Source organism: Rathayibacter sp. AY1F6 (assembly GCF_002932035.1).
Classification (GTDB): Bacteria; Actinomycetota; Actinomycetes; order Actinomycetales; family Microbacteriaceae; genus Rathayibacter.
Genome location: NZ_PSVD01000003.1, coordinates 57897 through 79665 on the forward strand (window position 1 = coordinate 57897; position 21769 = coordinate 79665).

The following is a 21769-nucleotide window of genomic DNA, read 5'->3' on the forward strand; positions in this document are numbered from 1 at the left end:
GGAGCGCCGGCGATCCGCTCCCGGGTGCGGTGTCCTCTTGCGGACGTGTCCGCTACAGGCTCTTGTCCCCGCAGTGGTCACGTCCGGACACTGGAGAGGTGCCCGGGCGGGCGCATCGGCCGACTCCTCACTGCCACCCGAAGGCGTCGAGGGGTCGGCCGCACGGCTCGGTCCCGCGGGAGCTCAATCGCGCGGCACCGTCTCGGCGAGGTCGATCTCGCCGTCGTCCAGCGCTCCCGGCTCGAGCGCCTCCGGATCGACGAGCACCGGCTCTCCGGCACCGGCGTCGCCGTCGCGGGTGCGCGAGTCCGCCGCCCACGCCGTGCCGAGCGCGAAGAGCGTCGCCACTCCGTAGTGCTCCATCGCGGCGGCCACGCGGCGGCGGCCGGTCCGCGGATTCATGCCGAGCCGGTGCGACGCGGTCTCGAGCGTGACGCCCTGGCGCATCAGCCGGAGCAGCGGCAGCCAGCTCTGGTCGACGGCGCCGATCGGAGCGGCCTGCCGCCACAGGACCTCGAAGTACGACTCGACCAGCCCGGCCAGCGCCGCATGGCGCACGCCGAGCACGCTGGTCGGCTTCGTCTCGCCCCGCTCGAACGGGACGGCGAGGTGGTCGCCGTCGACCCAGAACCAGCTCGGCGGGCTCTCGAGGAGCCGGTACTCGACGCCCGCCGCCTGGTACGCCTCCACCCGGGCGAGCACCCGGGGGTCGCGCGCGCCGGCGGCCGGCATGATGACGCGCACCCGGTCCTTCGCCGCGAGCGCGTGCCCGAAGCGGATCGCCCGCTCCGTCGGCGGGTCGAGGAAACGCTCCACGTTCGGGAGCACCGCCACGAGCGAGCCGGAGTCGCGGCGGACGAGGTCGAACCAGAGGTCCTCGGACGCGTGCGGCCCGTGACGGAGGAGGGTCGGCACCGGATCCGTCGTGTCCTCGCCGACCCGCCAGGCGCCGAGCAGCATCGGCAGGCCCGCGACGACGCGCTCGATCCCGTCCAGGGACTCCCTGCCCGCCCGCCGCGCCGACTCCGTGTGCCGGGCGATGGCCGCGGCCGCCCACTCCATCGGCGCCGGGAAGTCGAGCTGATCGCCCTCGCCGCCCATGAGCCCCCGGCCGCGGAGCCGCTCGATCGCCGCGGCGACCTCGGCCTCGTCGATGTGGGTCAGCTCCGCCGCGTCGGCCAGCGTCGCCGGCCGTCCCCGCAGCAGCGCAGCCAGGAGTCCGTCGTCGTCCATGCGTCTCCTTCGCCGTGGTCCGTCACCCGAGGGTGCCGTCTCCGCGGTCGGGGAGCAAGGGACGCGCGGCGGACGGCGGGGAGCGGCCAGGCGGGGGCGGCGGATGAACTCGTGACGAGCACGGACCTCGGCTCACCTGAGGAGACCAGCCGGAAGATCAGGGCCGTCCCTGGTTCTCCGTCTTGATGCCTCCCCAGGCCTACTGTTCTGCGACGTCCCGTACGCGACCGGACTCCGAGCCCTTGAGAGAGGAGACGTCTGGTCGACTTCAGACGCTCGGGCTCCCGTCGTCGAGGTCCTCGTGGTGGCGGTCGACGTATCCAGCCATGCCGGGGACCGTGAAGGCGATCTGGCCGTGCTCGGGTGAGTAGACCAGTCCTTTGCTGATGAGCGCGGCACGGTAGGGCCCGAGGCTGGTTGTCGGGATACCCATTCGCTGCGTGACGAGAGCGGTGGAGGAGGGTCCCTCACCGTCGGCTGCCATGGCGCGGAGCATTCGTCGCTCTGAGCGCGTGGCTCGCTGCCATCGTGAGCGGAAGAATCCGGCATCGAGCTGTTCGGTCCCGTACTGTACTGCTGCCGTGGCGTCGGCCAGAGTGACAAGACGACTGGAGAGGTTCCATGCGGCCTGCCCGTACTCCTGAATGAAGTACGGGTAGCCGCCTGCGGCTTCGAGGAGAATCTCGAGCGCATCGGGAGCGAACTCAGCGCCGAGCCGCTCCGCGGGCTCTCGGAGAGCGTGCGCCGCATCGTCGCGAGAGAAGGTGCCTATCTGTCGGTAGTTGAAGAGGCGCTCGGCGTACGAACGCGTCTCGGTGAGGACACGGGGGAGATTCGGGAGGCCGGCGGCGATGATGTAGAACGGCCACTCCCGCTGGTTCGCCGCATGCTGAGCGGCGATGAGCGCACCCATCGTCTCCGCATCGAGGTCCTGCATCTCATCGACGAACACACCGAAGGCACGACGACGCTCCCCCAGAGCGGTGGAAACGTCTTCGACGAGCTCGAGGAGGTCGACTTCAGCGTCGCCGGAGTCGGCACGTCCGTCGTTGAGTGCGACTCCGAGTTCGATCCCCGTTGCACCGACCTTCGCATTGAACGAGGAGATCGTGCCGAGTGCTTCTCGCATCAGCGCCGTCGGCTTCGAGCGGGTGAGCTTGCGAGCGGACACGACGAGCTCTCGAGCCAGGGCACGCCTTACGGCCCGCGCGCCGCCTTCATCCCGACGCGCCTCGAGGCGCACCGTGAGCCACTCGAACGACTCCGCCATGCGGTGCATCTCGTTCAACAGCACCGTCTTGCCGACGCCGCGGAGGCCCGTGAGGACGATGCCGCGATCGCTCATTCCATGCGTGACACGAGCGCGGATCGTGTCGAACGCTTCGAGCTCGCCAGTCCGACCAACGAGCTCGGGCGGCCGCCGACCGGATCCAGGGCTGTAGGGGTTCTGCTCAGGCAACATCTAGCCGATGATAGTCACCTCTAGCCGAAACCTAATTCGTCGCTATCGACTGCAATCGTCCGCGCCGGCGCCACGTGGTGGCGACCATGCGATGCTGCGAACCCCCGTTCCAGCTTCCCTTCGAGTCGCCGCCGGGCAGCGCATCGGACCCTGCACGCTGAAGGGCGAGCGCGAGCCATGTCCGCTCCGACCGAGGATCGGCTCGCGCCGTCGATCCGGGTTCGGCCGGGCGCATGCTGCTGCGGTCACTCGGACAGCAGCGGGATCGAGCGGCCCACGCGCCTGCCGTACTCGGCGATGGCGCGGCCGACGGGGAGCCGCTCGGCCTCGTAGCGCTCGAGTGCCTCGTCGACCGGGTGCCGCGCGAGGGAGGCGGCGAGGGCCAGCGCGTCGCCCGCCGCCTTGGCCGCGCCCATGGCCGTGTGCGGCCGCACCGTCACGGCGGCGTCACCGAGGAGGGCGACCCGGCCGCGGACCGTCCGCGGCGGGACGTAGTCGACGATCGCCTGCAGGAAGGGCTGCGACTCGGCCAGGACGGCAGCCGCGAAGGGCGGCGGCAGGCGGTCGACCGCGTCCTCCTCGAGCCGGCGGCGGAGATCGGGAGCGAGATCGCCGGGCGCGAGGGACACGCTCTCCGACGGACGGCCGGACGCCGTCATCACTCCGCGGAGGGCGTCCTCGGAGAGGGGCCGGTACCAGACCCAGTTGTAGCGCCGTCGGCCGGGCTCCACCTCGCCGGCTGGTCCGGGGACGAGGTAGCCGAGCATGTGCTCGCCGGGCGCGGTGTAGAAGGCGAAGCGTCCGAGCAGAGTCGCCGCGGCCCCGGCGGGGAGCGCCGACTCCGGGATCAGCCCGCGCCAGGTCGAGTAGCCGGCGTAGCGGTTGCCCGGCGCCTCGGGCGCGACCGCCGCGCGCACGACGGATCCGAGGCCGTCGGCTCCGATGACGACGTCGAACTCCAGGCCGCTCCCGTCGCGCAGCTCGACGACGACCGGGTCCGTCCCGGTCGAGGGGCGCACCCCGGCGACGGCGTGGCCGAGGAGGTAGCGGTCGGCGGGGATCCGCGAGCGGAGCGTGTCGTAGAGGTGGTCCCACGACACCTGCGTCTGCGGGGAGGGGTCGCGGCCGATCACGCGCCCGGAGCGGTCGAGGGTGATCCGCTCGTGCGCGACGACGCCGACCCGCGCCTCGTCGTCGCGGCCGATCGCGTGCAGGAGGTCGATCAGGTCCTGCTGGGCCACCAGCCCGGCGCCCCGCCGCGACAGGCCCGTCGCCGACCGCTCGAGGACCGTCACGCGGTGCCCGTCGCGGACGAGCAGGGCCGCGGCGAACAGTCCGCCGATCGAGCCGCCGACGATCCCGACGTCGAGCGGGCGCACCGCTCCTCCTGCTGCCACGAGCGCGACCGTACCGGCGAGCGGGCGGCCCTCGTTCCTACAGACGGCGGAACAGCGCCCCTCAGGCGCGGTCGTCCGCCCGCAGCGACCGGATCATCCCGCGGAGCAGGCGCGCCGCCGCCTGCCGCTCCTCCTCCGCGAGCCCCTCCAGCATCCGCAGCTCCACCCCGCGGACGGCGGCGGACGCCTCGGCGAGGCTGCGGCGTCCGCGCTCAGTGAGCCGGGCGGGGAGCACCTTTCCGACCGGAGCGGCGTCGGGGCGGGTGACGACGCCGTCGCGCTCCAGAGTCTGCAGCAGGACGTTCATCGACTGCCGGGTGACGAAGGCGCCCCGCGCGAGCTCCGAGTTCGAGAGGCCCGGCCGCTGGGCGAGGAGCTCGAGGCAGGAGTAGTGGGTGACCGTCATCCCGAGCGGGCGGAGCACGGCCTCCATCGCCGCGCGCAGGGCGCTCGACGCCTCCTTGAGGAGGTAGCCGAGCGAGGTCTCGAGGTCGATGCCGTCTTGACTCATGTCAGTATTCTGACATACGCTCCAATGTGTCAGAAAGCTGACACAACCGAGGAGGAACCCAATGCCCGTCACCGGCCCCGACTTCGTCTCGCTCCAGGTCCGCGACCTCGCGGCGTCCCAGGCGTTCTACGAGCAGTACCTCGGCCTGGTCCGCTCGCCCGCCGGCCCGCCGCACGCCGTCGTCTTCACGACGACTCCGATCGCCTTCGCCCTGCGCGATCTCGCGCCCGGCACCGACCTCGACTCCGCCTCCCGCCCCGGGGTGGGCGCCGCGATCTGGCTGCACGCGACCGGCGTGCAGGAGATCCACGACGCGCTCGTCGCCGACGGGCACCCCGTCGTCGCGGCTCCCATCGACGGCCCGTTCGGGCGCACCTTCACCTTCGCCGACCCGGACGGCTACCACGTCACCCTGCACGACCGCGCCTGAGCGGGACGGTGCGGACCCTTGCCTGAGCTGAGCGGGGCAGAGCGGGACGGGACGGGGCAGAGCGCCTCAGCCCATCGCGCGCAGCTGGGCGGCGAAGAGGTGCAGCGAGCGGTCGACCTCGGGCAGCGCCGGCGTCCGGTTGAGGTGCCCGTGGGGCATGCCGGCGGCCAGGTGCCCGGTCACGGCGACGCCCGCCTCCGCGAGCTGGCGCAGGAGCAGCTCCGCTGACCCGCGCAGCTCGTCGTACTCGTTCACGACAACCGTGACCGGAGGCAGACCCGCCAGCGGCGCGGAGCCGGGCAGCGCCTCGACGGGGAGGTCGGAGATCCGCCCGAGGTAGGTGCGCACCATGCCCTCGATGCTCGACGGAGGGAAGCGGAGGACCGGCGGCAGCTCGCGCAGCTCGGCCGCGATCGCGTCGTCGACGGCGGGGTTGGGGAAGTGGGCGAAGGGGTAGGCCAGGAGCACGTGCTCCGGCAGCCGCGCACCGGCGTCGCGCTCGCGGAGGACCGCACCGAGGGCCAGGGCCGCTCCCGCGCTCGCGCCGCCGATCGCGACGGGTGTGGATCCGGACTCCGTGCTGCGGAGGTGCCGCCAGGCGGCGTGCACGTCGTCGAGCGGGACGGGGTAGCGGACGTCGGGGCCGGCGAGCCGGTAGTCGACGGAGACGACCCGGGCCCGCGCCCGGTGGGCAAGCTCCGCCGCGACGACGTGCGACTCGCGCATGTCGATGCTCCCGGCGGCGAACCCTCCTCCGTGCACCCAGAGCAGAGCGCGCTCGGGCGCGGCGGGTGAGTACACGCGCAGCGGGACCGGTCCGTGCAGGCCGGACGCCGTCTCCGTGACGACGTCGATCCCCTCGGGCAGCGACCAGGGCCCCGGATCCTCCTCGAACGCGGCCATGCGGGCGGTCTGCTCGGCGTCGAGCGGATACGCGAGGCCGGCCAGGAGGGGCAGCCGGGCGGCGAGGTACGGATCGAGCGGCATCGGCGCCTCCTGCGGGGTCGGGGTCGCGGACCACGCTAGCCCGGCCGCGGGTCCTCGAGCAGCGCCTGCTCAGCCGCGTCTCTGCAGGAGCAGCACGCCGTCCAGGAGCACGGCGGCCGTGCCGTCGGGAGCGGTCACGGCGCGCTCCCGCGTCTCGACGAGCTCCGCGGTCCACTCGGCCGGGTCGAGGGCCAGCTCGGCGAGCTCCTCCTCGGGGCCGACGAGGTGCATCGCTCCGTGGCGGTGGTCGTCGCCGCTCGCCCACGGCGGGGGCGCGGCGTGCGAGACGACGGCGAGGCGGCCGCCGGGAGCGACGACGGAGGCCGCCCGCCGCAGCACGTCGATCCGCGGGAACTCGGCCATCGAGTGCAGGAAGCTCGCCGTCACCAGATCGAACTCCCCCACGACCGGCCAGTCCTCGGCGAGGTCTGCCTGCACGAAGTCCACATCGGCGCCCCGCTCGGCCGCGGCCGCGCGCGCCCGGCCCAGCGCCGTCTCGGAGAGGTCGAGCCCGGTGATGCGCCAGCCGAGCGACGCCAGCCACAGCGCATCCGCCCCCTCGCCGGCGCCGAGGTCGAGGGCGCGGCCCGGCGGCAGCGAGCCGACCAGCCCGACCAGCGTCGCGTTCGGCCGGCCCGACCAGATCCGATCGGAGTCGGCGTAGCGCGCCTCCCACTGCTCGCGTGCGGTGCTCATGCTGCTCCTCGTCCCCGGGCGCAGGGGCACCCGCGTCGAGGATGCCGCGCCGCCGCTCCGGCCGCCAGCCGTCGTGCCGAACCGGCACGGGCACCCGTCCCGCGGACGACACGGCCGGACGGAGCCGCGGCGCCGCGCGGACCCGCCGGACGCACTTCCCCGACACGCCCCGCGCCGATTAGCGTCGGTGCATGGCCCTCCGACTCGAAGAGATCATCGTCGACTGCACCGACTTCCGGACCCTCGGGCACTGGTGGCAGGAGGCGCTCGGCTGGGACGTCGTGGACGAGGACGAGGACGGCATCGAGCTGCTCGCCCCGTCGGGCCGCGGGCCGAGCCTCCTCTTCCTCGACGTGCCCGAGCGCAAGACCGTGAAGAACCGCCTGCACCTGGATTTCGTGCCGGACGACCAGGAGGCGGAGGTCGCGCGGCTGGTCGGCCTGGGGGCGACGCGGTCCGATGTCGGGCAGGGCGAGCAGTCCTGGGTCGTGCTCGCCGACCCGGAGGGCAACGAGTTCTGCATCCTCTCGGCGCGGGAGTGAGAGCGCTTCCACTTTCCGGGACGGTTGTCGGGAAAGCGCTTCCATGCGCACGCATCGAAAAAGATTCTGAGAAGTCAAGGGTAGAACGATCGTTCTCGACTCCCTAGCATCGCCTCCGACGCGTTTTCCGCCTGGAGCGCGCGGAGCCGAGGAGTCACCGTGACCACCTACGACAGACCCGTCGCCGCCGTCGGCATGACGCAGTCGCAGCAGCAGGGCGAGCTGCTCGCCGGCCGCGCCCTCGAGTACCGCGCCTTCGGCCTCTACGCGTACGCCTACCGACTCACGCTGTCGGACTCCGCGGCGAGCGCCGCCCTCCGCCACGCCGCGGTCACCGTCCGCAGCGGACGGCCGCAGGGACTCGACGACACGGGCGCCCTCGACCTGATGCGCTCCGAGGTCGGGCGCGCGAGCGTGCAGCGCGGCGGCTCCGCGATGGAGCGCGCCGAGCCGGCCCCGCCGGCGATCCGCGAGGACGACCTGCTGCGCTCGGGCTTCCACCGCCGCCTGCACGCCCTGCCGACGCTCGAGCGCCAGGCCTGGCTGCTCCGGCACACCGGCGGCCACGACGTCGACGCGATCGCGGCGATGCTGCAGGAGCCGGCGGAGCGCATCCGCTCGGCCCTCGCCTCGGCCGCCCGCACGCTGGTCGAGGGCGAGCTGGCCGAGAGCGAGTCCGCGGAGTAGCGCGACACGAGGTGCCCGAGAGACGCCGGGTCCAGCCGGCGGCGCCCCTCAGGCGTCTGGGACCCGGCAGCGACACGGCGCGGCCGGGAGGACGGGGTCAGTCGAGGTAGTCGATGTCGTCCCACGGCTGGTGGACGTCACCGGTGTCGCGGTCGTCGTCCGGCACCTCGAGCTCCTCGAAGATCACCGGAACACCCGTCGAGATCAGGACGCTGACCTGGCGGTTGCCCACGATCACGAAGTCGACGAGGCCTCCTCCGGCCTGCGTCGCCTCGGTCGCCGACCGCTTCAGCTCGGCGACGTCGGTCCCCTGGGACAGCCCGTAGGTCTTGCCCTCGATGGTGACGGTGGTGCGGATCATGTGGCGCTGCTGCTCCTCGGCTCGATGGGTTCAGCGTACGAATCGCGACAGAGCGCTGCCAGGCCTTGCGGTGGAGGCCCGCGGCTGCCACGGGTGAAGGGGCCGGCTGAGGCGAGCGGCGTCCGGAGCCGAGGCCGGAAGCAGCGTGACGGGCCGCTCGGGCGGATCCGCCGCTCCTGACCTCGGTTCCGGACACCGGGCGGCGGAGTCAACCGGGCGCGCTCCACGGAGCTCCCGCCGTAGCGTGGAATCTGTCCGCACGTTCCGCATCCAGCGACAAGGAGGATCCGATGACCGAGAAGAACACTCCCGAGGACCCGCAGACCACCGACCCCGAGCACGTCGACCCCGAGACGGCCACCGACCCCGAGGGCGACCCGGTCGAGAACCCGTCGGGCTGACGCCCGCACCGGAACGGCCCGCGGCCACCGGGACACCGCTGAAAAGGCGGAGTCCCGGGGGTCGCGGGCCGTTCCCGTGTCCGGCGCCCGCCATACTGACGGAGTGCAGGCCGAGGACGACGAGCGCAGGGATCTCGAGCGGATCCTGTCGGCCCGACCCCGCGACGACGGCGCCGACCGGGACGAGCGGCGCGAGGCGCTGCGACGGCTCGGCGAGCTGGAGGCGGAGGACGCGCCTCCCGGAGTGACGCGGTCCGGCGCGCAGACCGGCGCCACGCCGTCCGTGGCACAGCCGGGCGCGGCGCATCCCTGGACGGCGACCGACTCGCTTCTCCCCCTGCCCGCGACCGCACTCCCGCTGTCGGCGACCGCCGGCTCCGGGACTCCGGAGTCGCCCGCCGAGCACCCCGACCGGCCGGCCCCGCGGACGCCGCACCCCCGCCGCCGCCGCCTCGTACTCGCCGCCGCGATCGTCGGCGGAGCCGCGGTCGGCGCGATCGTCCCCACCGCGCTCCTCCTCCCTCCGCCCGCGGACCCCGTCGCCCCGCCGACCGCCTCCGCGGATCCCGCCGACCGCTTCGCCGCGCTCGTCGAGGGCTGGGAGCCGACCACCGACGTCCCGCCGGGCCTCGCCCTGCTCGCCGGGGAGGCCGTCGTCTACGGCTCCGGGTTCGACACCGCCGAGAACGACCGCCTGCTGATCACCGAGCCGAACGGCACCACGGTGTGCCTCGCCGTGCAGCGCCCGGACGCGTCCTTCTTCGCCGGCTGCACCGGCTCGGAGGCGTTCTTCGCCGGGGAGCCCCTCCGGGTCAGCGGCACGACGCTCCGCAGCGGCGCCCCGGTGTACACGCAGATCCTGCTCCGCCCGGACGGGACGATCGAGGGCGGCTACCAGCTGGTGCCGGAGTCGCCGCAGCCCGAGGCGGAGGACCCCGGAACGGTGGAGTCCGGCTCGGTGGAGTCCGGGTCACCGGACCCCGCGACCAGCGAGCCCTGAGCCGCCGGGCCCGCGACCAGCAAGCGGTGAGCCCGCGACCAGCGAGCCGCTAGGCGCGCGTCGCCTCCGCCGCGTCCGCGATCACCTCGGCCGCGGACGCCGTCCGCTCCCACACCGCGCGCTGCCGCTCGGCGCCCGTGCCCCGCGCCAGGACCCGCTCGACGCCGCACGCCGCGACCTCCTCGTCGCCCGACTCCGCCAGCGCCCGACCCGCGTGGTCGAGCAGGCGCGCCAGTACTGCGGCGGCGGGGACCGGGCAGCCGTCGACCGGATCGATGAGGTCGCCGGTCGTGCCGTGGCGGCTCGCCAGCCAGGAGGAGACGGCGATCACCGGAGTCGGCAGCGGCACGGGCGGGACCCCGGCGCCCGCGTCGCGCACGGCCGTCTCGGCGAGCGCCCGGATCAGGACGGCGATCAGCGCCGAGTCCTCGGCGTGCAGCGGGACATCGGCGATGCGCACCTCGACGGTCGGGTGCGCACGGGAGAGACGGGCGTCGAAGTAGAGCATCCCCTCGTCCAGCAGCACGCCGCAGGAGGTGAGGGAGGCGACGACGCTCCGGTACTGCTCGAGGTCGCCCCAGATCCCGACCGGGCCGGCGGTGGGCCAGCGCCCCCACGACTGGTAGCGCCAGCTGGCGAAGCCGGTGTCGACGCCGGCGCTCAGCGGGGAGTTGGTGCTCAGGGCGAGGAGGGCGGGCAGCCAGCCGCGCAGCCGGTCGAGGACCGCGATCCCCTCCTCCGGCGACCCGATCCCGACATGGACGTGCAGGCCGCAGGTGAACTGCTCGCGGGCGACGAGGCCGAAGCGCTCGGCCATCCGGTCGTAGCGCTCGTCGGCCGAGAGGTGCGGCTCGAACGCGGCGGGGCTGGTCGCGACCGCGACGGCGCGGGCGCCGACCTCGCGGGCGGAGTCGTCGGCCAGGCGGCGGCCCTCGCGCAGTCCGGCCAGCAGCGCGTCGTGCGTGCGGGCGGGAGCGCCGACCGCCTCGATCTGCTCCGCCTTGAGCTCGGCGGCCAGGGCGACCGCCGCGGAGCCGCGGACGGAGCCGAGCAGCAGCGGCGCCGCGGGCGTCGGGAGGAACGTGCCGGCGTCGACGAGGAGGTACTCCTCCTCCACCCCGAAGGTGCGGGCGCTCATCGGAGCGCCTTCCGCTCGAGTCCCCCGCCGCAGCCCACCCGGTCATCCCACCGTGCCGGGCGCCCGCCGGGCAACCGTCCTCGGCCGATGTTCAGCGTCGGGACGCCCGCGACGCCGGCTCGCGGGCGGGCTGTCAAGGCCGGGTGCAGCGGGGCGCGGAGCGGCAGGATCGGAGCACACCCAGAACCGGAGGTCCCCGTGCCCGACAGCACTCCCGAGCAGGCCGAGTACGACGTCGCCGTCATCGGCGCAGGACCCGCGGGGACGGCCGCCGCCCTCCGCGCCGCGGAGCTGGGAGCGCGCGTGGTCGTGCTCGAGGCCGCGCGCGTCGGCGGCACCTGCGTCAACACCGGATGCGTGCCCACCCGCGTCCTCGCGAAGACGGCGCGGATGATGCGCGAGACCCGCTCCGCCGGCGACTACGGGATCGAGATCGGCACTCCCGTCCTCGACTGGGCCGCGACCGTGCGCCACGTGCACGAGCGCGTCGACCTGGTGCGCTCGATCAAGCGCGAGGCGCAGCGGTTCGAGGAGGCGGGGGTCGACCTGATCCACGAGGGCCGCGCCCGTTTCGTCGACGAGAGCACCCTCGTGCTCGACAGCGGGCGGCGGATCCGCGCGCGCTCGATCATGGTCTGCGTCGGCGGGCACTCGCGGCGGCTGCCGATCCCGGGCGCCGAGCTCGCGACCGTGCCGGAGGACGTGCTCGGGCTGACCGAGCTGCCGCGCCGCGTCGCCGTGATCGGCGGCGGCAACACGGGCGCCCAGCTCGTCACCGTCTTCAACGCCTTCGGCTCCGAGGTGACGCTCCTCGACGTCGCCCCGCGGATCCTGATGACCTCCGACTCCAGCATCTCCGAGCACGTCGGCGCCGCCTTCGAGCGCCAGGGCGTCCGCGTCCGCACCGGGATCGAGACGGTGTCGGGCATCGAGCGGCAGGACGACGGCTCGCTCGCGATCGCGTGGCGCGAGGGCGGCGAGGACCGCACGGCCGAGGTCGACGTGGTGATCATGGCCACCGGCTGGCCCGCCGACGTCGAGGACCTCGGACTCGAGAACGCGGGCATCGAGGTCGTCCGCTCGGCGATCCCCGCCGATCAGTACTTCCGCACGGTGGTGCCGCACATCTTCGCGGTCGGCGACGCGAACGGGCGCGACATGCTCGTGCAGGCGGCGCAGTTCGAGGCGGAGGCCGCCGCCGAGAACGCGGTGCTCGGCGCGAACCGGCGCACGCCTCAGTTCCTCCTGCCCGCGGGCGGATTCACGGACCCTGACTACGCGGGCGTCGGCTTCACGCAGGAGCAGGCTCGCGAGCGCGACCCGCAGTGCGTCGTCGCCTCGGTGCCGTTCTCCAATGTGGACCGCGCCGTCATCGACGACCGCGAGAACGGGTTCCTCACGCTGATCGCCGACCGGCGCCGCGAGCTGCTGCTCGGCGCGCACGCGGTCGGCGAGAACGCGATCGAGGTCGTGCAGTCGGTGACCACGGCGATGGCGGCCGGAGTCGACCTCGCGACCCTCGCGAACGTCCGCTTCGCCTACCCCACCTACAGCGCGGTGATCGGGATGGCGGCGCGCGCCCTGCTGGCCGAGCCCGCGCGCCCGACCGAGCTGGACTGACGCGCTACCCGATCCTCGGAGGCGGCGCCAGCCCCGAACCGGCGGCCCGCCGCCTCCGAACCACTGGAGACGGGCACTCCGCCCGCCCCGCCGAGAGGAACCCCTGTGCCGATCCCCGCTGTCGACTACAACCACGTCCGACTCACCGTCCGCGACATCGCCGTCTCGCGCCCCTTCTACGACTCCGTCTTCGGCTTCGACGTCGCCTTCGAGGCGCCGCCGGCCGACGCGTCGCCGGAGGAGAAGGAGCAGCTGGCGTTCGTGTTCGGCGGGGTGATCTACCAGTTCCCGGGCGGACTGCTCGGCCTGCGCCCCGTCGCGCCCGGCGACGACCGCTTCGACGAGGACCGGGTCGGGCTCGACCACGTCAGCTTCACCGTCCCCGACCTCGACGCGCTGAAGGCGGCCGCGGCCGTGCTCGACGACCTCGGCATCGCCCACGAGCCGATCAAGGACGCCGGCGGCATGAGCCTCCTCGAGTTCCGCGACCCCGACAACATCGCGCTCGAGATCACGTCCCCGAGCTGATCGGAGCAGCGCGCGTATCGAGATCTCCACGCACGAACGGGCAGGTCTCGATACGCCGCTTCGGGCTACTCGACCAGCAGAAGTCCCCGACATGCTGATCGAGTAGCGCGCTCAGCGCGCGTATCGAGATCCCCGCGCACGCACGGAGAGCGGACTACGGATGCCGCCGTCGGTACGGAGTCGTCGTCGACACCCGGACCAGGCCCGCGCGCTCCAGGATGGGCCGCGAGTACTCGGTCGAGTCGCTGTGCACGAGGGTCTTCCCGAGTGCCTGGGCGGAGGCGGCGCGGGCGGCCGTGACCAGGCCGTAGAGCCCGCGTCCGCGGTACTCCGGCAGCGTCGCTCCGCCCCAGATGCCGGCGAAGGCGGTGCCCGGGACGGGCTCGAGCCGGCCGCCGGACGCCATGCGCCCGTCGACCTCGGCGACCCACAGCTCCATGCCGTCGCCGCGCGCCAGGCGGGCGACGAGCGAATCGGCGATCGACACGTCGACCTCCTCCTCGAAGGCGGCGTCGATCATGGCGCTGAACGCGCGGACGTCCGGCTCGTCGACGACCCGCCGCAGCACGACCCCCTCCGGGACCGGCCGGTCCGAAAGCAGCGCCTCGACCGGGCCGATCATGATCGACTCGGCCTCGTCCGGCGCGAAGCCGTTCGCGACGAGCGCGTCGTGCAGGCCCGGGGCCTCGTCGTGGCTGCGGGTCTTCCACTCGACGCGGGTGATGCCGGGATCGGCGTCGAAGTGCGCGCAGGCCGCGGCGACCAGGCGGGCGATCTCCGCGGAGGAGGCGCCGGCGAGGTCGCGGTAGGTGACGAAGCCGCGTCCGCCGGCGAAGGTCACCAGACGCAGAGGCCCCTCCCGCGTCACGGAGACGGCGCTCGGGGTCTCGGCGTCGGAGCGGAGCTGGTCGTCGTAGGCGCGGAGGTAGTCGGAGCTCATCGCCCCGACGCTACCCCCGGACCCGGGCGATCAGGTCCTGGATGAAGGGGATGACGTCCTTCGCCTGGTCGACGCTGGCGAATCCGGTCGCGACGAGCGGCCAGATCGAGCCGATGAGCGTCGCGATCACGGCGGCCACCGCGGCGACCCAGGCGAGGGCCGCGTTGCGGGAGAGCAACGCGACGGCGAGGCAGGCCAGGCCGACCGCGTAGCTGAGGACGATCGACAGGACGATCGCGCCGACCGGGACGTCGAGCGCCCCGGCCGTGGTGCCGTCGGCCGCGCCGATCAGCCCGAGGACGGGCAGCAGCACGGCGACGACGACCACGAACGAGAGCACGACGCCCGTGCCGAGCGCGATCCAGGCCGCACGCGGCTTGCGTCGCGCGCCGTACGAGCGGGTGCGCACGGGACTACTCCCGACCGGCGGCGGACGACGCGCGGTCGTCCTCGGAGCGGTGGGCGTCGGCGTCGTCGGACGCGTCGTCGCGATCGGCCGCGGCCTCGTCGCGCTCGACGTGCTCGGACTCCTCCGCCGGAGCGACCTCGACGGTCGCGGTGCGGGGGTCGCCGTCGTCGTCGACCGGCTCGACCTGGACGCGGACCACGAACTCCGCGGTCTCGACGACGGCCGGGGCCGCGTGCGTCTCGACGCGGGGGTCGTCCTCGTCGCGCTCGGCGGCGCGCTCGTCGTCGGCCGTCTTCTGGGCGGCTGCGCGCTCGTCGCGCTCGTCGGCCGCGCGGTCCATCGCGTCCGCGGCGTCGTCGGCGGCATCCGCCAGGCGTCCGCGGGCGGAGTCGACGGCACCGGAGACGGCGTCGCGAGCGTTCCCGGCGGCCTCCTTGGCGGAGTCGCGGGCGTCGGACGCGGCGCGCTTGGCGGTGTCGACGAGCGGCTCCTCGTCCTCCTCCGGATTCTCGATCGGGTCGAACGGGCCGTGGACGTCGGTCGCCTCGACGTTGACGACGACGTGGCCGCCGGCGACCGGCTCCGCCACGCGCTGCACCTGATCGCGCACGGCGTCCAGGACCTCGCGGACGGGGTGGGGGTACTCGACGACGAGGTCGATGTCGACGGTGGTGACGCCGTCGGCCTTCGAAACCGTGACTCCGGGGACGGTGCTGGTGCCCAGCACGCGGCGGGAGGCGCGGTCGAGGCCGCGGGCGACGGCTCCGCCGAGGTGGTGGACGCCGGACACGCGCTGGGCGCTCTCGCCGGCGGCGGTCGCGACCCGGCTCTCGGTCGACTCGGGCTCGGACGGCTTCCCGTCGCGGCGGGCGGACTCGCGCCGGCTCTGCTCGTTCGGGGTCGGCTGCTCATCGGTGCGGATGCGCTCGACGGTGCCGGGCTCCATCGGATCGGACATGGGGTGCTCCTTCAGAAAGACTTCCATCCCGCCTGAGCGGGGCTCTCCGGCCCTCCCGATCGGGAGGGCCGGACGGTGGTGCCGGCGGCTACTGCACGCGGGCGGTGCCGCTCATCTTCGTCCGCAGACCGCTGACGATCTGGATGACGACGGGCGTCTCCTCGCCGAGGAGGGCGTCCCACTGGCGGACGGCCTGGTCGACCGTCTGCCGGGTGCGGGCGGGCGAGGCGCCGCGGCGGGTGTGCGCGGTGACGCGCAGCACCTTCTGGTGCTTGATCTCGAACGCGGTCACGTCGACCGCGACGATGGACGGCTCCTGCGACAGGGCCTCCTCGAGGACCTGCTCGGCGACCTTCGCGTCGATGGTGACGGAGCCGCCGGTGGGCGTCCCCGCTCCCTCTCCGGAGCCGACGCGCAGCAGCGTGGAGGTGCGGCCGCGGCCCTGGCGCACGATGAAGCGCACCAGCAGCAGGATGAGGACGAGCGCGACGACCGCGATGACCCAGAGGATCCACGGGGTGCCGCCCGAGAGGGCCTGGCTCGTGGGGTCGGCCGCGTCCTGCGCGGCGGTGGACACGTTCTCCTGCACCTGCGGGAGCAGCGACCCCACCGCGACGGCGCCGCCGGCGAGGAGGAGGACGAGGCCCACGACGAACAGGAGCAGCCGGTTGAGGAATCGGTTCGTGGTGGTCATCAGCGGACCGTTCCCTTCTCGGACAGGCGCACCTTGGAGCGCAGGCGCGGGGTGCAGTCGAACGTGGCGAGCTCGGCGTCGACGGCCTCGCGGATCGGCGTGACGTCGACGCTGCGGCCGGAGGTGCGGGAGACCGTCACGTCGACGACGCGGGATCCGACCGACACCGACACGTTGTCCGGGTCGACGTCACCGGCGTAGCCGGCGGTGCGGGCGACGGCCTGCGCGATGACGCGGTCGTCGACGATCGCCGCGGTGCGGTCGGTGCTGACGGCGCGACGGCCGCGACGGCCGGGCTTGAGCGACACGACGATCAGGACGAGCCCGATCAGCGCGAGCACGGCGCCGGCGGCGGCGGTCAGCGCGATGGGCGCCGCGGCCGCGTTGAGCAGCGAGGACGCTCCGTCCTGCGGGGCCACGAGCAGCGCGGGCTGGCCGAGGACGGCGAGGACCGCCTCCGTGCCCAGCCACGCGAACAGGAGGATGAGCAGGACGGCGAGGACGATCGCCGATCCGGAGCGGGACGAGTGCGTCTCGCGCCGCACCAGGCGCGGGTAGAGCGCCCGGCCGGCAGTGGTGGGAGTCGTCACGACACCCTCCTTCGTTCTCGGAGGTCGGCACCGGTGATCCGGAGGTCGACCCGGCCGATCGTGGAGCCCGTCAGTTCGAGGCAGCGCGAGCGGATGGTCGTCTGCGCCCGGCTGAGTCGGTCCAGCAGCGTCCCGGAGGAGCGGCGGCCCGTCTCGCCCAGGGGCGTGACGTGGATGGGGGCGTGCGCGACGACGTGGAGGCGTCCTCCCTCGTCGTCGAGCTCGACGGACACGTCGGACGAGTTCACGTCCAGCGCCTCCGCGGTGACGGCCGACACGACTCGGCGCACGGCGCGCGAGCTGATCGTCGTGCGGCCGTGGCTGGCCTCGTCGGCCATCACCGCCGCGGTCACGAGGACCGCCGCCCGCGGAGGGTGTCGCCGAGGGAGCGAAGGTCGAGCTTGCCCTCGACGACCCGCCCGACGCCGTAGCCGATCGCCATGGCGAGGGCGACCCAGAGGAGCGCCCAGAAGCCGAAGACGAGGGCGGTCAGCGCGAGGACCGCGCCGAGGACCAGGCCGATGTGGGACGGAGTCACTTGACGCGGCTCTCGGTCTCGTCGTCCTTGTCGTCCGAGGGGATGAAGACGTCGGAGATGGTGACGTTCACCTCGGCGACCTCCATGCCGACGACCGAGGAGATGGCCTCGGAGACGGCGGAGCGGATGCTGTCGGCGAGCTTCTGCAGCGCGACGGGGTACTCGGCGACGACGGTGATGTCGGCGGCGACCTGCTTCTCGCCGACCTCGACGGAGATGCCCTGGCCGCGGTCCTGCGCGTTGATCGCGTTGCGGATGGCGCCGATGGCGCGGGCGGCGCCGTTGCCCAGGTCGTGCACGCCGGGGACCTCGCGGGCCGCGATGCCGGCGACCTTCTCGACGACGCCGTCGGCGATCGTGTTCTTGCCGGCCGAGGTGGCGGTGCCGTGCTTGGCCGAGGAGGCGTTGGCGAGGCTGGTGGGGGTGACGTTGGTCATGATCTTCTCCAGATGGTCAGAGGTCGTGGCCGGGGCCGCGGTGCTCACGATCCGTGGCACATGATGAAGACGTGGCCCGGGGCCCGGACGTCCCGGTGGCTCAGCCAAGGTGCAGGGAACGTCGAGCGGAGATGCGTTTCGCGGCCACCGGCGTCCACAGGCCTCGGCGGCGTACTCGCTGAGCGGCCAGCGGAGTGCACAGCCGCGTCAGGCCGCGGTCGCCGTCCCCGCCGGGAGCCGGCGGTCGCGCCGACGGGTGAGGGCGCGGCGCCAGGCGGGGCTCCACCGCTCCTCGACGACCGCGTTGAGGCCCCAGGACAGCAGGAGGACGACGCCGAAGGCGACGAGTCCGGCTCCGTCGCGGCCGATCAGCGGCCAGAGCGCGCTGACGATCGCGCTGCCCACGACCAGATGGAGGATGTAGAGCGAGTAGCTGATCCGCCCGAGCCAGAGCAGCGGCGCCCATCGCAGCACGGCGGTCCGGCGCCGCATCGCGACGACCGCGACGGCCGCGCAGACGCCGAGGACGACCGCTCCGTCCGGCCCGCCCTGGAGGAGCTGGGCGTTCAGGGCCGCGATCAGAGCCGCCGGCACGGCGAGGAGCTCGAAGCGCCCCTGGCGTCGCGAGAGGAACAGCAGCATCCCGACGCAGAAGAGCGGTCCGTACTCGGCCAGCGTCAGGTTCGCCAGGACCCGGACGGCGACCGGCGCCGAGACGACGTCGACGCCTCCCGAGGCGAGGTGAGCGGCGACGGAGGCGGTCACGGCGACGCCGAGCCAGACGACCACCAGCACGCGGACCAGCCGATCCGTGAACCGGCACTTCGTGAGGACGAGCACGAGCAGCACCAGCAGGTAGAACTGCATCTCGACGGCCAGCGTCCAGAACGCGCCGTTCACATTGGGTACCAGCAGCAGCCGCTGCACCATGGTGAAGTTGAGCAGCAGCTCCAGCGGCGTGAGGTCGGTGCCGGGGACGCGGGCGAGAGCGCCGACGACGATCGAGACGACCACCGCGATCCAGTAGGCCGGGTAGAGGCGGCTGACGCGGGAGATCGCGAAGTCCGACGGCCGCCGCGCGCGGTCCGCGGACATCAGGATCACGAAGCCGCTGATGACGAAGAAGAGCTGGACGCCGAACTCGCCGAACGGGAGCGCGAAGGATCCCGGCGGTGCATCGGGATGATCGAGCGAGAACGCGGTGGTGAAGTGGTAGACGACCACGCCGAGGGCGGCGAGGCCGCGCAGACCGTCGAGCTCGACGAAGCGTGACGCCACGGCTCCCCCGCTCCGGAGCCCCCGCCCCTCGCTCGAGTGTTCCAGAGCGCTCCGGCCGCCCGCGCGTCGTCCTTCCGTCGTTCCGCGCCCGGCACCCGCCTCGACCCGCATCCCGTCGGCGGAGGCGCGGAGAGGGCGGCGCTACGCTCCCGGGATGGATGCGGAGCGCGCGGGCGAGGGTATGCCGAGCGGTTCGTCGCGGATGCGATCGCGTCGGCCTCGCGCATGACCGAGCGCGGGCTCCTCCCCGCGGAGGAGCAGCGCGTCAGGCCTCGTGCAGGTGGCGGTCGAGCGTCATCCAGTTCTCCCGGCTGAGGCGGGCGGCGCCGTCCGTGTCGCCCGCACGGAGGGACTCCACGATCGCGCGGTGCTGCTCCACGGATCCGCGGGCAGCGAGGGAGGCGAAGCGCTGGCGCTCGGCACGGCGGATGAGCGGAGTGGCCTGCTCGAGCACGTCCTCGATCATCCCGTTGCCGCTGAGCCCGGTGAGTACCGCGTGGAACGCGTCGTCGGAGCGCAGCGCCAGCTCGACGTCGCCCTCCGCCAGCGCCCGCGCGAAGTCGTCGTTCGCCGACTCCATCGCGGCGAGCGCCTCCGGAGTGACGGCCGGGCCGGCGAGGCGCGTGGCGAGCTCGTGCATGGCGGCGGCGATCTGCTGGGCGTCGCTGATGCTCTCGGCCGTGGCGGGGGTCACGATCGTCGCCCGGCCGGGCTTGGCCGAGACGAGGCCGACGCGGGCCAGCCGGAGCAGCGCCTCCCGGATCGGCGTCCGGCTGACCCCGAGCCAGGCCTCGAGCTCCTGGTCGCGGAGGCGCCCCCAGTAGGCGCGCGAACCTGATGCCCCCACCGGCGCCGGAGAAGCCTCGCGCTTCTCGATGAGCGAGAGGACCTAAGCTCGCACACGTGGCCGCCGGCGCAGTGATGTACAACTTCGCGATACAGCTGGCTGATGTGGACCGCGGCGTCTACGAGGACATCACGCTGCGAGCCGCTCGGCACCCCTCCGAGACCGACGCGTACATGATGACGCGCGTGCTCGCGTACTGCCTCGAATACGTGGAGGGCATCACCTTCAGCGAGGGGATCTCGTCGACGGCGACCGAGCCGGCGGTGCTGGTCCGCGATCTCACCGGCAGGCTGACCACGTGGATCGAGGTGGGCGCGCCGGACGCCGAGCGACTGCACTTCGGGAGCAGACTGGCCGACCGCACGACGGTCTACACGCATCGCAACCCGGAGAAGGTGATCGCGGCGTGGTCCGGCAAGCGCGTCCACGAGCTCGAGCAGATCACCGTGCAGAGCTTCGACCAGGGGTTCCTGGATGCCGCGGTCGCGGTACTGGAGCGCCGCAACACGCTGACCGTGTCGGTCGTCGAGGGGCAGCTGTATCTCGAGTTCAACGGCGTGACGTCGAGCAGCGACATCCACGTGCATCAGCCGGGCTGAGCCGGCGCCGAGTGTCACGAGGTCCGCGTCCGGAAGACCGGTCGGAGGACACGATGGAGCATCCTCCGAGACGGTCCCTCGGGACGCACCCGGAGACGACGAGGGCCGGCACCGCCGTGAGACGGTCCGGGCCATCGGGCACGCTGGGGCTGCGCGTCAGCGGCGCAGCGTGTGGCTCGGCTTCTCGTCGAAGCGCACCTGGTACGCGCTCGCGAAGCGGCCGAGGTTGCCGAAGCCCCACTCGCGGGCGACCGCGGCGACGGTGGTCGAGCAGGGGTCGCCGGCGACCAGGTCGGAGTGGGCGCGGTCCAGGCGCACGTCGCGCAGGTAGACCGACGGCGACACCCCGAGGTGCCGCTTCGTCGCCTGCTGCAGCGTGCGGGTGTGCAGACCGGCCGCGCGGGCGGCGTCGGCCGGAGTGATCGGCTCGTGGGCGTGGTGCTGGAGGAAGTCGAGCGCCACCCGGGTGCGGGAGGCGGACGGGCGCCGCAGCACGGCCGGCACGTCCCACGCGCGCCACGGGAACAGCAGGAGCAGCACGCGGGCGAGGTCGAGCTCGGCGGTGAAGCGCACGAGCGGAGTGATCGCGGCCGTCGCGAGCGCGGCGCTCGCCTCCGTCACCGCGGCGCGCCAGCGGGCGAGGACGCCGGGGTCGGCGTCCGCCGCGTGGTCGAAGGAGACGGGCTGGCGGGGGCCGGCGTGCGTCTCGGTCGCGACGTCCTCGAGGAACCCGGGGGCGAAGTGGATGAGGTTCTGCCGGTGCGGCTCGAACTCGAGCCCGAACTGGCGCTCCGCGGGGAACAGGAACGGGGCCGACAGCGCGCCGGTCCGGGTGAACGGCGGCAGGTTCAGGCGTCCGCCGCCGGCGCGGAACCAGCCGACGACGTACTCCTTCAGGTGGGGGACCTGGCCGGTGAGGGCGCCGGAGCAGTCGGAGGTGCGCAGGGTCACCCGGTCGCTGCCGCGGACGGCGTAGCGGTAGGAGAAGCCGCGCTGCGACGGAGCGACGCGGAACTCGCCTCCGCCGTACGCCTCGGAGTAGACGGCGGACGCGGCGGTCGGATCGTCGCCGGAGGCTTCGTAGCGCCGGTCGGCCCGCTCGTCGCCCGCGAAGGGGCTGCCGAGGGTGAAGGTCGACTCGCTCATGACGTCCGCCCGGGGCGGCGGCGGAGGGAGCAGTGCATGGGGGACTTCTTCCGGGTTCGGGGTCCGTGCGCTCCGGGGGACGCACGAGGGGTACGGAATCAAGACGTGTCGAGGAGCCGGAATGTCACGAATCCCGTCTCGAGACGTCCCCCATCGGCGGCACTCGCAATCCGGCCAGCGGATTCGGCGGCCCGTTGTCAAGGCTGGTAGTCATGCCGGACGGCGCCCCACACTGAGGGCACCGGCGCGCGGGGACACCGCGCGCGGGACCGCGGAGGAGGCGCTCATCGACGACGACCCCCTCCTGAACGCGTCCGACGCGACCCTCGCCGCGCGCGCC

26 protein-coding genes are annotated in these 21769 nt (G+C 73.6%); 7 read left to right on the forward strand and 19 right to left on the reverse strand.

Annotated elements, in window-relative coordinates:
* Nucleotides 1-183 precede the first annotated feature (183 nt).
* From C5C44_RS03995 to C5C44_RS04010, 4 genes are all read right to left on the reverse strand, one after another.
* Entirely contained in the window at nt 184-1233 is a 1050-nt protein-coding gene (locus C5C44_RS03995) for a hypothetical protein (protein WP_104266507.1), read from the reverse strand.
* 268 nt (nt 1234-1501) lie between these two features.
* Nucleotides 1502-2695, reverse strand: coding sequence for an ATP-binding protein (locus C5C44_RS04000; protein ID WP_104225860.1), 1194 nt, complete (start codon nt 2693-2695; stop codon nt 1502-1504).
* Between the two features lie 245 nt (nt 2696-2940).
* The gene (locus C5C44_RS04005; protein WP_219812165.1) at nt 2941-4092 is read right to left on the reverse strand and encodes an FAD-dependent monooxygenase; all 1152 of its coding nucleotides are present in this window, start codon (nt 4090-4092) and stop codon (nt 2941-2943) included.
* Nucleotides 4093-4153: 61 nt separating this feature from the next.
* Nucleotides 4154-4603 (reverse strand): MarR family winged helix-turn-helix transcriptional regulator, encoded by a 450-nt coding sequence (locus C5C44_RS04010; RefSeq protein WP_104232916.1) that lies wholly within the window; start codon nt 4601-4603, stop codon nt 4154-4156.
* Between the two features lie 61 nt (nt 4604-4664).
* Between C5C44_RS04010 and C5C44_RS04015 the strand changes: the two genes are divergently transcribed.
* Nucleotides 4665-5033: a VOC family protein gene (locus C5C44_RS04015; RefSeq protein WP_104225857.1), complete on the forward strand. Its 369-nt coding sequence runs from the start codon at nt 4665-4667 to the stop codon at nt 5031-5033.
* 66 nt (nt 5034-5099) lie between these two features.
* Here C5C44_RS04015 and C5C44_RS04020 read toward each other — a convergent pair whose 3' ends face one another.
* Both C5C44_RS04020 and C5C44_RS04025 read right to left on the reverse strand, forming a co-directional pair.
* A complete protein-coding gene (locus C5C44_RS04020; protein ID WP_104335359.1) occupies nt 5100-6020 on the reverse strand; it encodes an alpha/beta fold hydrolase in 921 nt (306 codons plus the stop codon).
* 69 nt (nt 6021-6089) lie between these two features.
* Nucleotides 6090-6716, reverse strand: coding sequence for a class I SAM-dependent methyltransferase (locus tag C5C44_RS04025; RefSeq protein WP_104335360.1), 627 nt, complete (start codon nt 6714-6716; stop codon nt 6090-6092).
* Nucleotides 6717-6907: 191 nt separating this feature from the next.
* Here C5C44_RS04025 and C5C44_RS04030 point away from each other — a divergent pair, with 191 nt between their 5' ends.
* Nucleotides 6908-7258 carry a VOC family protein gene (locus C5C44_RS04030; protein ID WP_104224051.1) on the forward strand — a complete coding sequence of 117 codons (351 nt, stop codon included), beginning with the start codon at nt 6908-6910 and terminating at the stop codon, nt 7256-7258.
* A 159-nt stretch (nt 7259-7417) separates the two neighbouring features.
* Complete coding sequence (locus C5C44_RS04035) at nt 7418-7945, forward strand: sigma-70 family RNA polymerase sigma factor (RefSeq protein WP_104335361.1); 528 nt, start codon at nt 7418-7420, stop codon at nt 7943-7945.
* 97 nt (nt 7946-8042) lie between these two features.
* Here C5C44_RS04035 and C5C44_RS04040 read toward each other — a convergent pair whose 3' ends face one another.
* The gene (locus C5C44_RS04040) at nt 8043-8306 is read right to left on the reverse strand and encodes a hypothetical protein (RefSeq protein WP_104224053.1); all 264 of its coding nucleotides are present in this window, start codon (nt 8304-8306) and stop codon (nt 8043-8045) included.
* A gap of 504 nt (nt 8307-8810) precedes the next feature.
* Here C5C44_RS04040 and C5C44_RS04045 point away from each other — a divergent pair.
* A complete protein-coding gene (locus C5C44_RS04045) occupies nt 8811-9707 on the forward strand; it encodes a hypothetical protein (RefSeq protein ID WP_104335362.1) in 897 nt (298 codons plus the stop codon).
* Between the two features lie 49 nt (nt 9708-9756).
* On the opposite strand, the gene C5C44_RS04050 is transcribed toward C5C44_RS04045, so the two are convergent.
* Entirely contained in the window at nt 9757-10845 is a 1089-nt protein-coding gene (locus tag C5C44_RS04050) for a glutamate--cysteine ligase (protein WP_104335363.1), read from the reverse strand.
* Nucleotides 10846-11043: 198 nt separating this feature from the next.
* Between C5C44_RS04050 and C5C44_RS04055 the strand changes: the two genes are divergently transcribed.
* The gene (locus C5C44_RS04055; RefSeq protein ID WP_258066654.1) at nt 11044-12465 is read left to right on the forward strand and encodes an NAD(P)/FAD-dependent oxidoreductase; all 1422 of its coding nucleotides are present in this window, start codon (nt 11044-11046) and stop codon (nt 12463-12465) included.
* A 105-nt stretch (nt 12466-12570) separates the two neighbouring features.
* On the forward strand, nt 12571-12993 hold the full coding sequence (locus C5C44_RS04060) for a VOC family protein (protein WP_104223996.1): 423 nt from the start codon (nt 12571-12573) through the stop codon (nt 12991-12993).
* A gap of 154 nt (nt 12994-13147) precedes the next feature.
* Here C5C44_RS04060 and C5C44_RS04065 read toward each other — a convergent pair whose 3' ends face one another.
* The 10 genes from C5C44_RS04065 to C5C44_RS04110 form a co-directional block, all read right to left on the reverse strand.
* Nucleotides 13148-13933, reverse strand: a complete 786-nt coding sequence (locus C5C44_RS04065; protein ID WP_104335365.1) for a GNAT family N-acetyltransferase — start codon at nt 13931-13933, stop codon at nt 13148-13150.
* A gap of 10 nt (nt 13934-13943) precedes the next feature.
* Entirely contained in the window at nt 13944-14342 is a 399-nt protein-coding gene (locus tag C5C44_RS04070; protein ID WP_104317722.1) for a hypothetical protein, read from the reverse strand.
* 4 nt (nt 14343-14346) lie between these two features.
* Nucleotides 14347-15300 carry an Asp23/Gls24 family envelope stress response protein gene (locus tag C5C44_RS04075; RefSeq protein ID WP_181132706.1) on the reverse strand — a complete coding sequence of 318 codons (954 nt, stop codon included), beginning with the start codon at nt 15298-15300 and terminating at the stop codon, nt 14347-14349.
* Nucleotides 15301-15388: 88 nt separating this feature from the next.
* Nucleotides 15389-15994: a hypothetical protein gene (locus C5C44_RS04080; RefSeq protein WP_104238125.1), complete on the reverse strand. Its 606-nt coding sequence runs from the start codon at nt 15992-15994 to the stop codon at nt 15389-15391.
* A complete protein-coding gene (locus C5C44_RS04085) occupies nt 15994-16584 on the reverse strand; it encodes a DUF6286 domain-containing protein (protein ID WP_104269574.1) in 591 nt (196 codons plus the stop codon). The genes C5C44_RS04080 and C5C44_RS04085 overlap by 1 nt, the downstream gene beginning before the upstream one ends.
* Nucleotides 16581-16937 (reverse strand): hypothetical protein, encoded by a 357-nt coding sequence (locus tag C5C44_RS04090; RefSeq protein WP_244230558.1) that lies wholly within the window; start codon nt 16935-16937, stop codon nt 16581-16583. The genes C5C44_RS04085 and C5C44_RS04090 overlap by 4 nt, the downstream gene beginning before the upstream one ends.
* On the reverse strand, nt 16934-17122 hold the full coding sequence (locus C5C44_RS04095; protein ID WP_104223990.1) for a DUF2273 domain-containing protein: 189 nt from the start codon (nt 17120-17122) through the stop codon (nt 16934-16936). Before C5C44_RS04095 ends, C5C44_RS04090 begins: the two co-directional genes overlap by 4 nt.
* Nucleotides 17119-17559 carry an Asp23/Gls24 family envelope stress response protein gene (locus C5C44_RS04100; protein ID WP_104223989.1) on the reverse strand — a complete coding sequence of 147 codons (441 nt, stop codon included), beginning with the start codon at nt 17557-17559 and terminating at the stop codon, nt 17119-17121. The genes C5C44_RS04095 and C5C44_RS04100 overlap by 4 nt, the downstream gene beginning before the upstream one ends.
* Nucleotides 17560-17766: 207 nt before the next feature.
* The gene (locus C5C44_RS04105; RefSeq protein ID WP_181132708.1) at nt 17767-18837 is read right to left on the reverse strand and encodes an acyltransferase; all 1071 of its coding nucleotides are present in this window, start codon (nt 18835-18837) and stop codon (nt 17767-17769) included.
* Between the two features lie 265 nt (nt 18838-19102).
* Nucleotides 19103-19684: a GntR family transcriptional regulator gene (locus C5C44_RS04110; RefSeq protein ID WP_104255210.1), complete on the reverse strand. Its 582-nt coding sequence runs from the start codon at nt 19682-19684 to the stop codon at nt 19103-19105.
* Between the two features lie 56 nt (nt 19685-19740).
* Here C5C44_RS04110 and C5C44_RS04115 point away from each other — a divergent pair, with 56 nt between their 5' ends.
* Nucleotides 19741-20283 carry a YaeQ family protein gene (locus tag C5C44_RS04115; protein ID WP_104335368.1) on the forward strand — a complete coding sequence of 181 codons (543 nt, stop codon included), beginning with the start codon at nt 19741-19743 and terminating at the stop codon, nt 20281-20283.
* A gap of 156 nt (nt 20284-20439) precedes the next feature.
* Here the strand turns inward: C5C44_RS04115 and C5C44_RS04120 are convergent, their stop codons facing one another.
* A complete protein-coding gene (locus tag C5C44_RS04120) occupies nt 20440-21429 on the reverse strand; it encodes a helix-turn-helix transcriptional regulator (protein WP_104323969.1) in 990 nt (329 codons plus the stop codon).
* Nucleotides 21430-21769 lie beyond the last annotated feature (340 nt).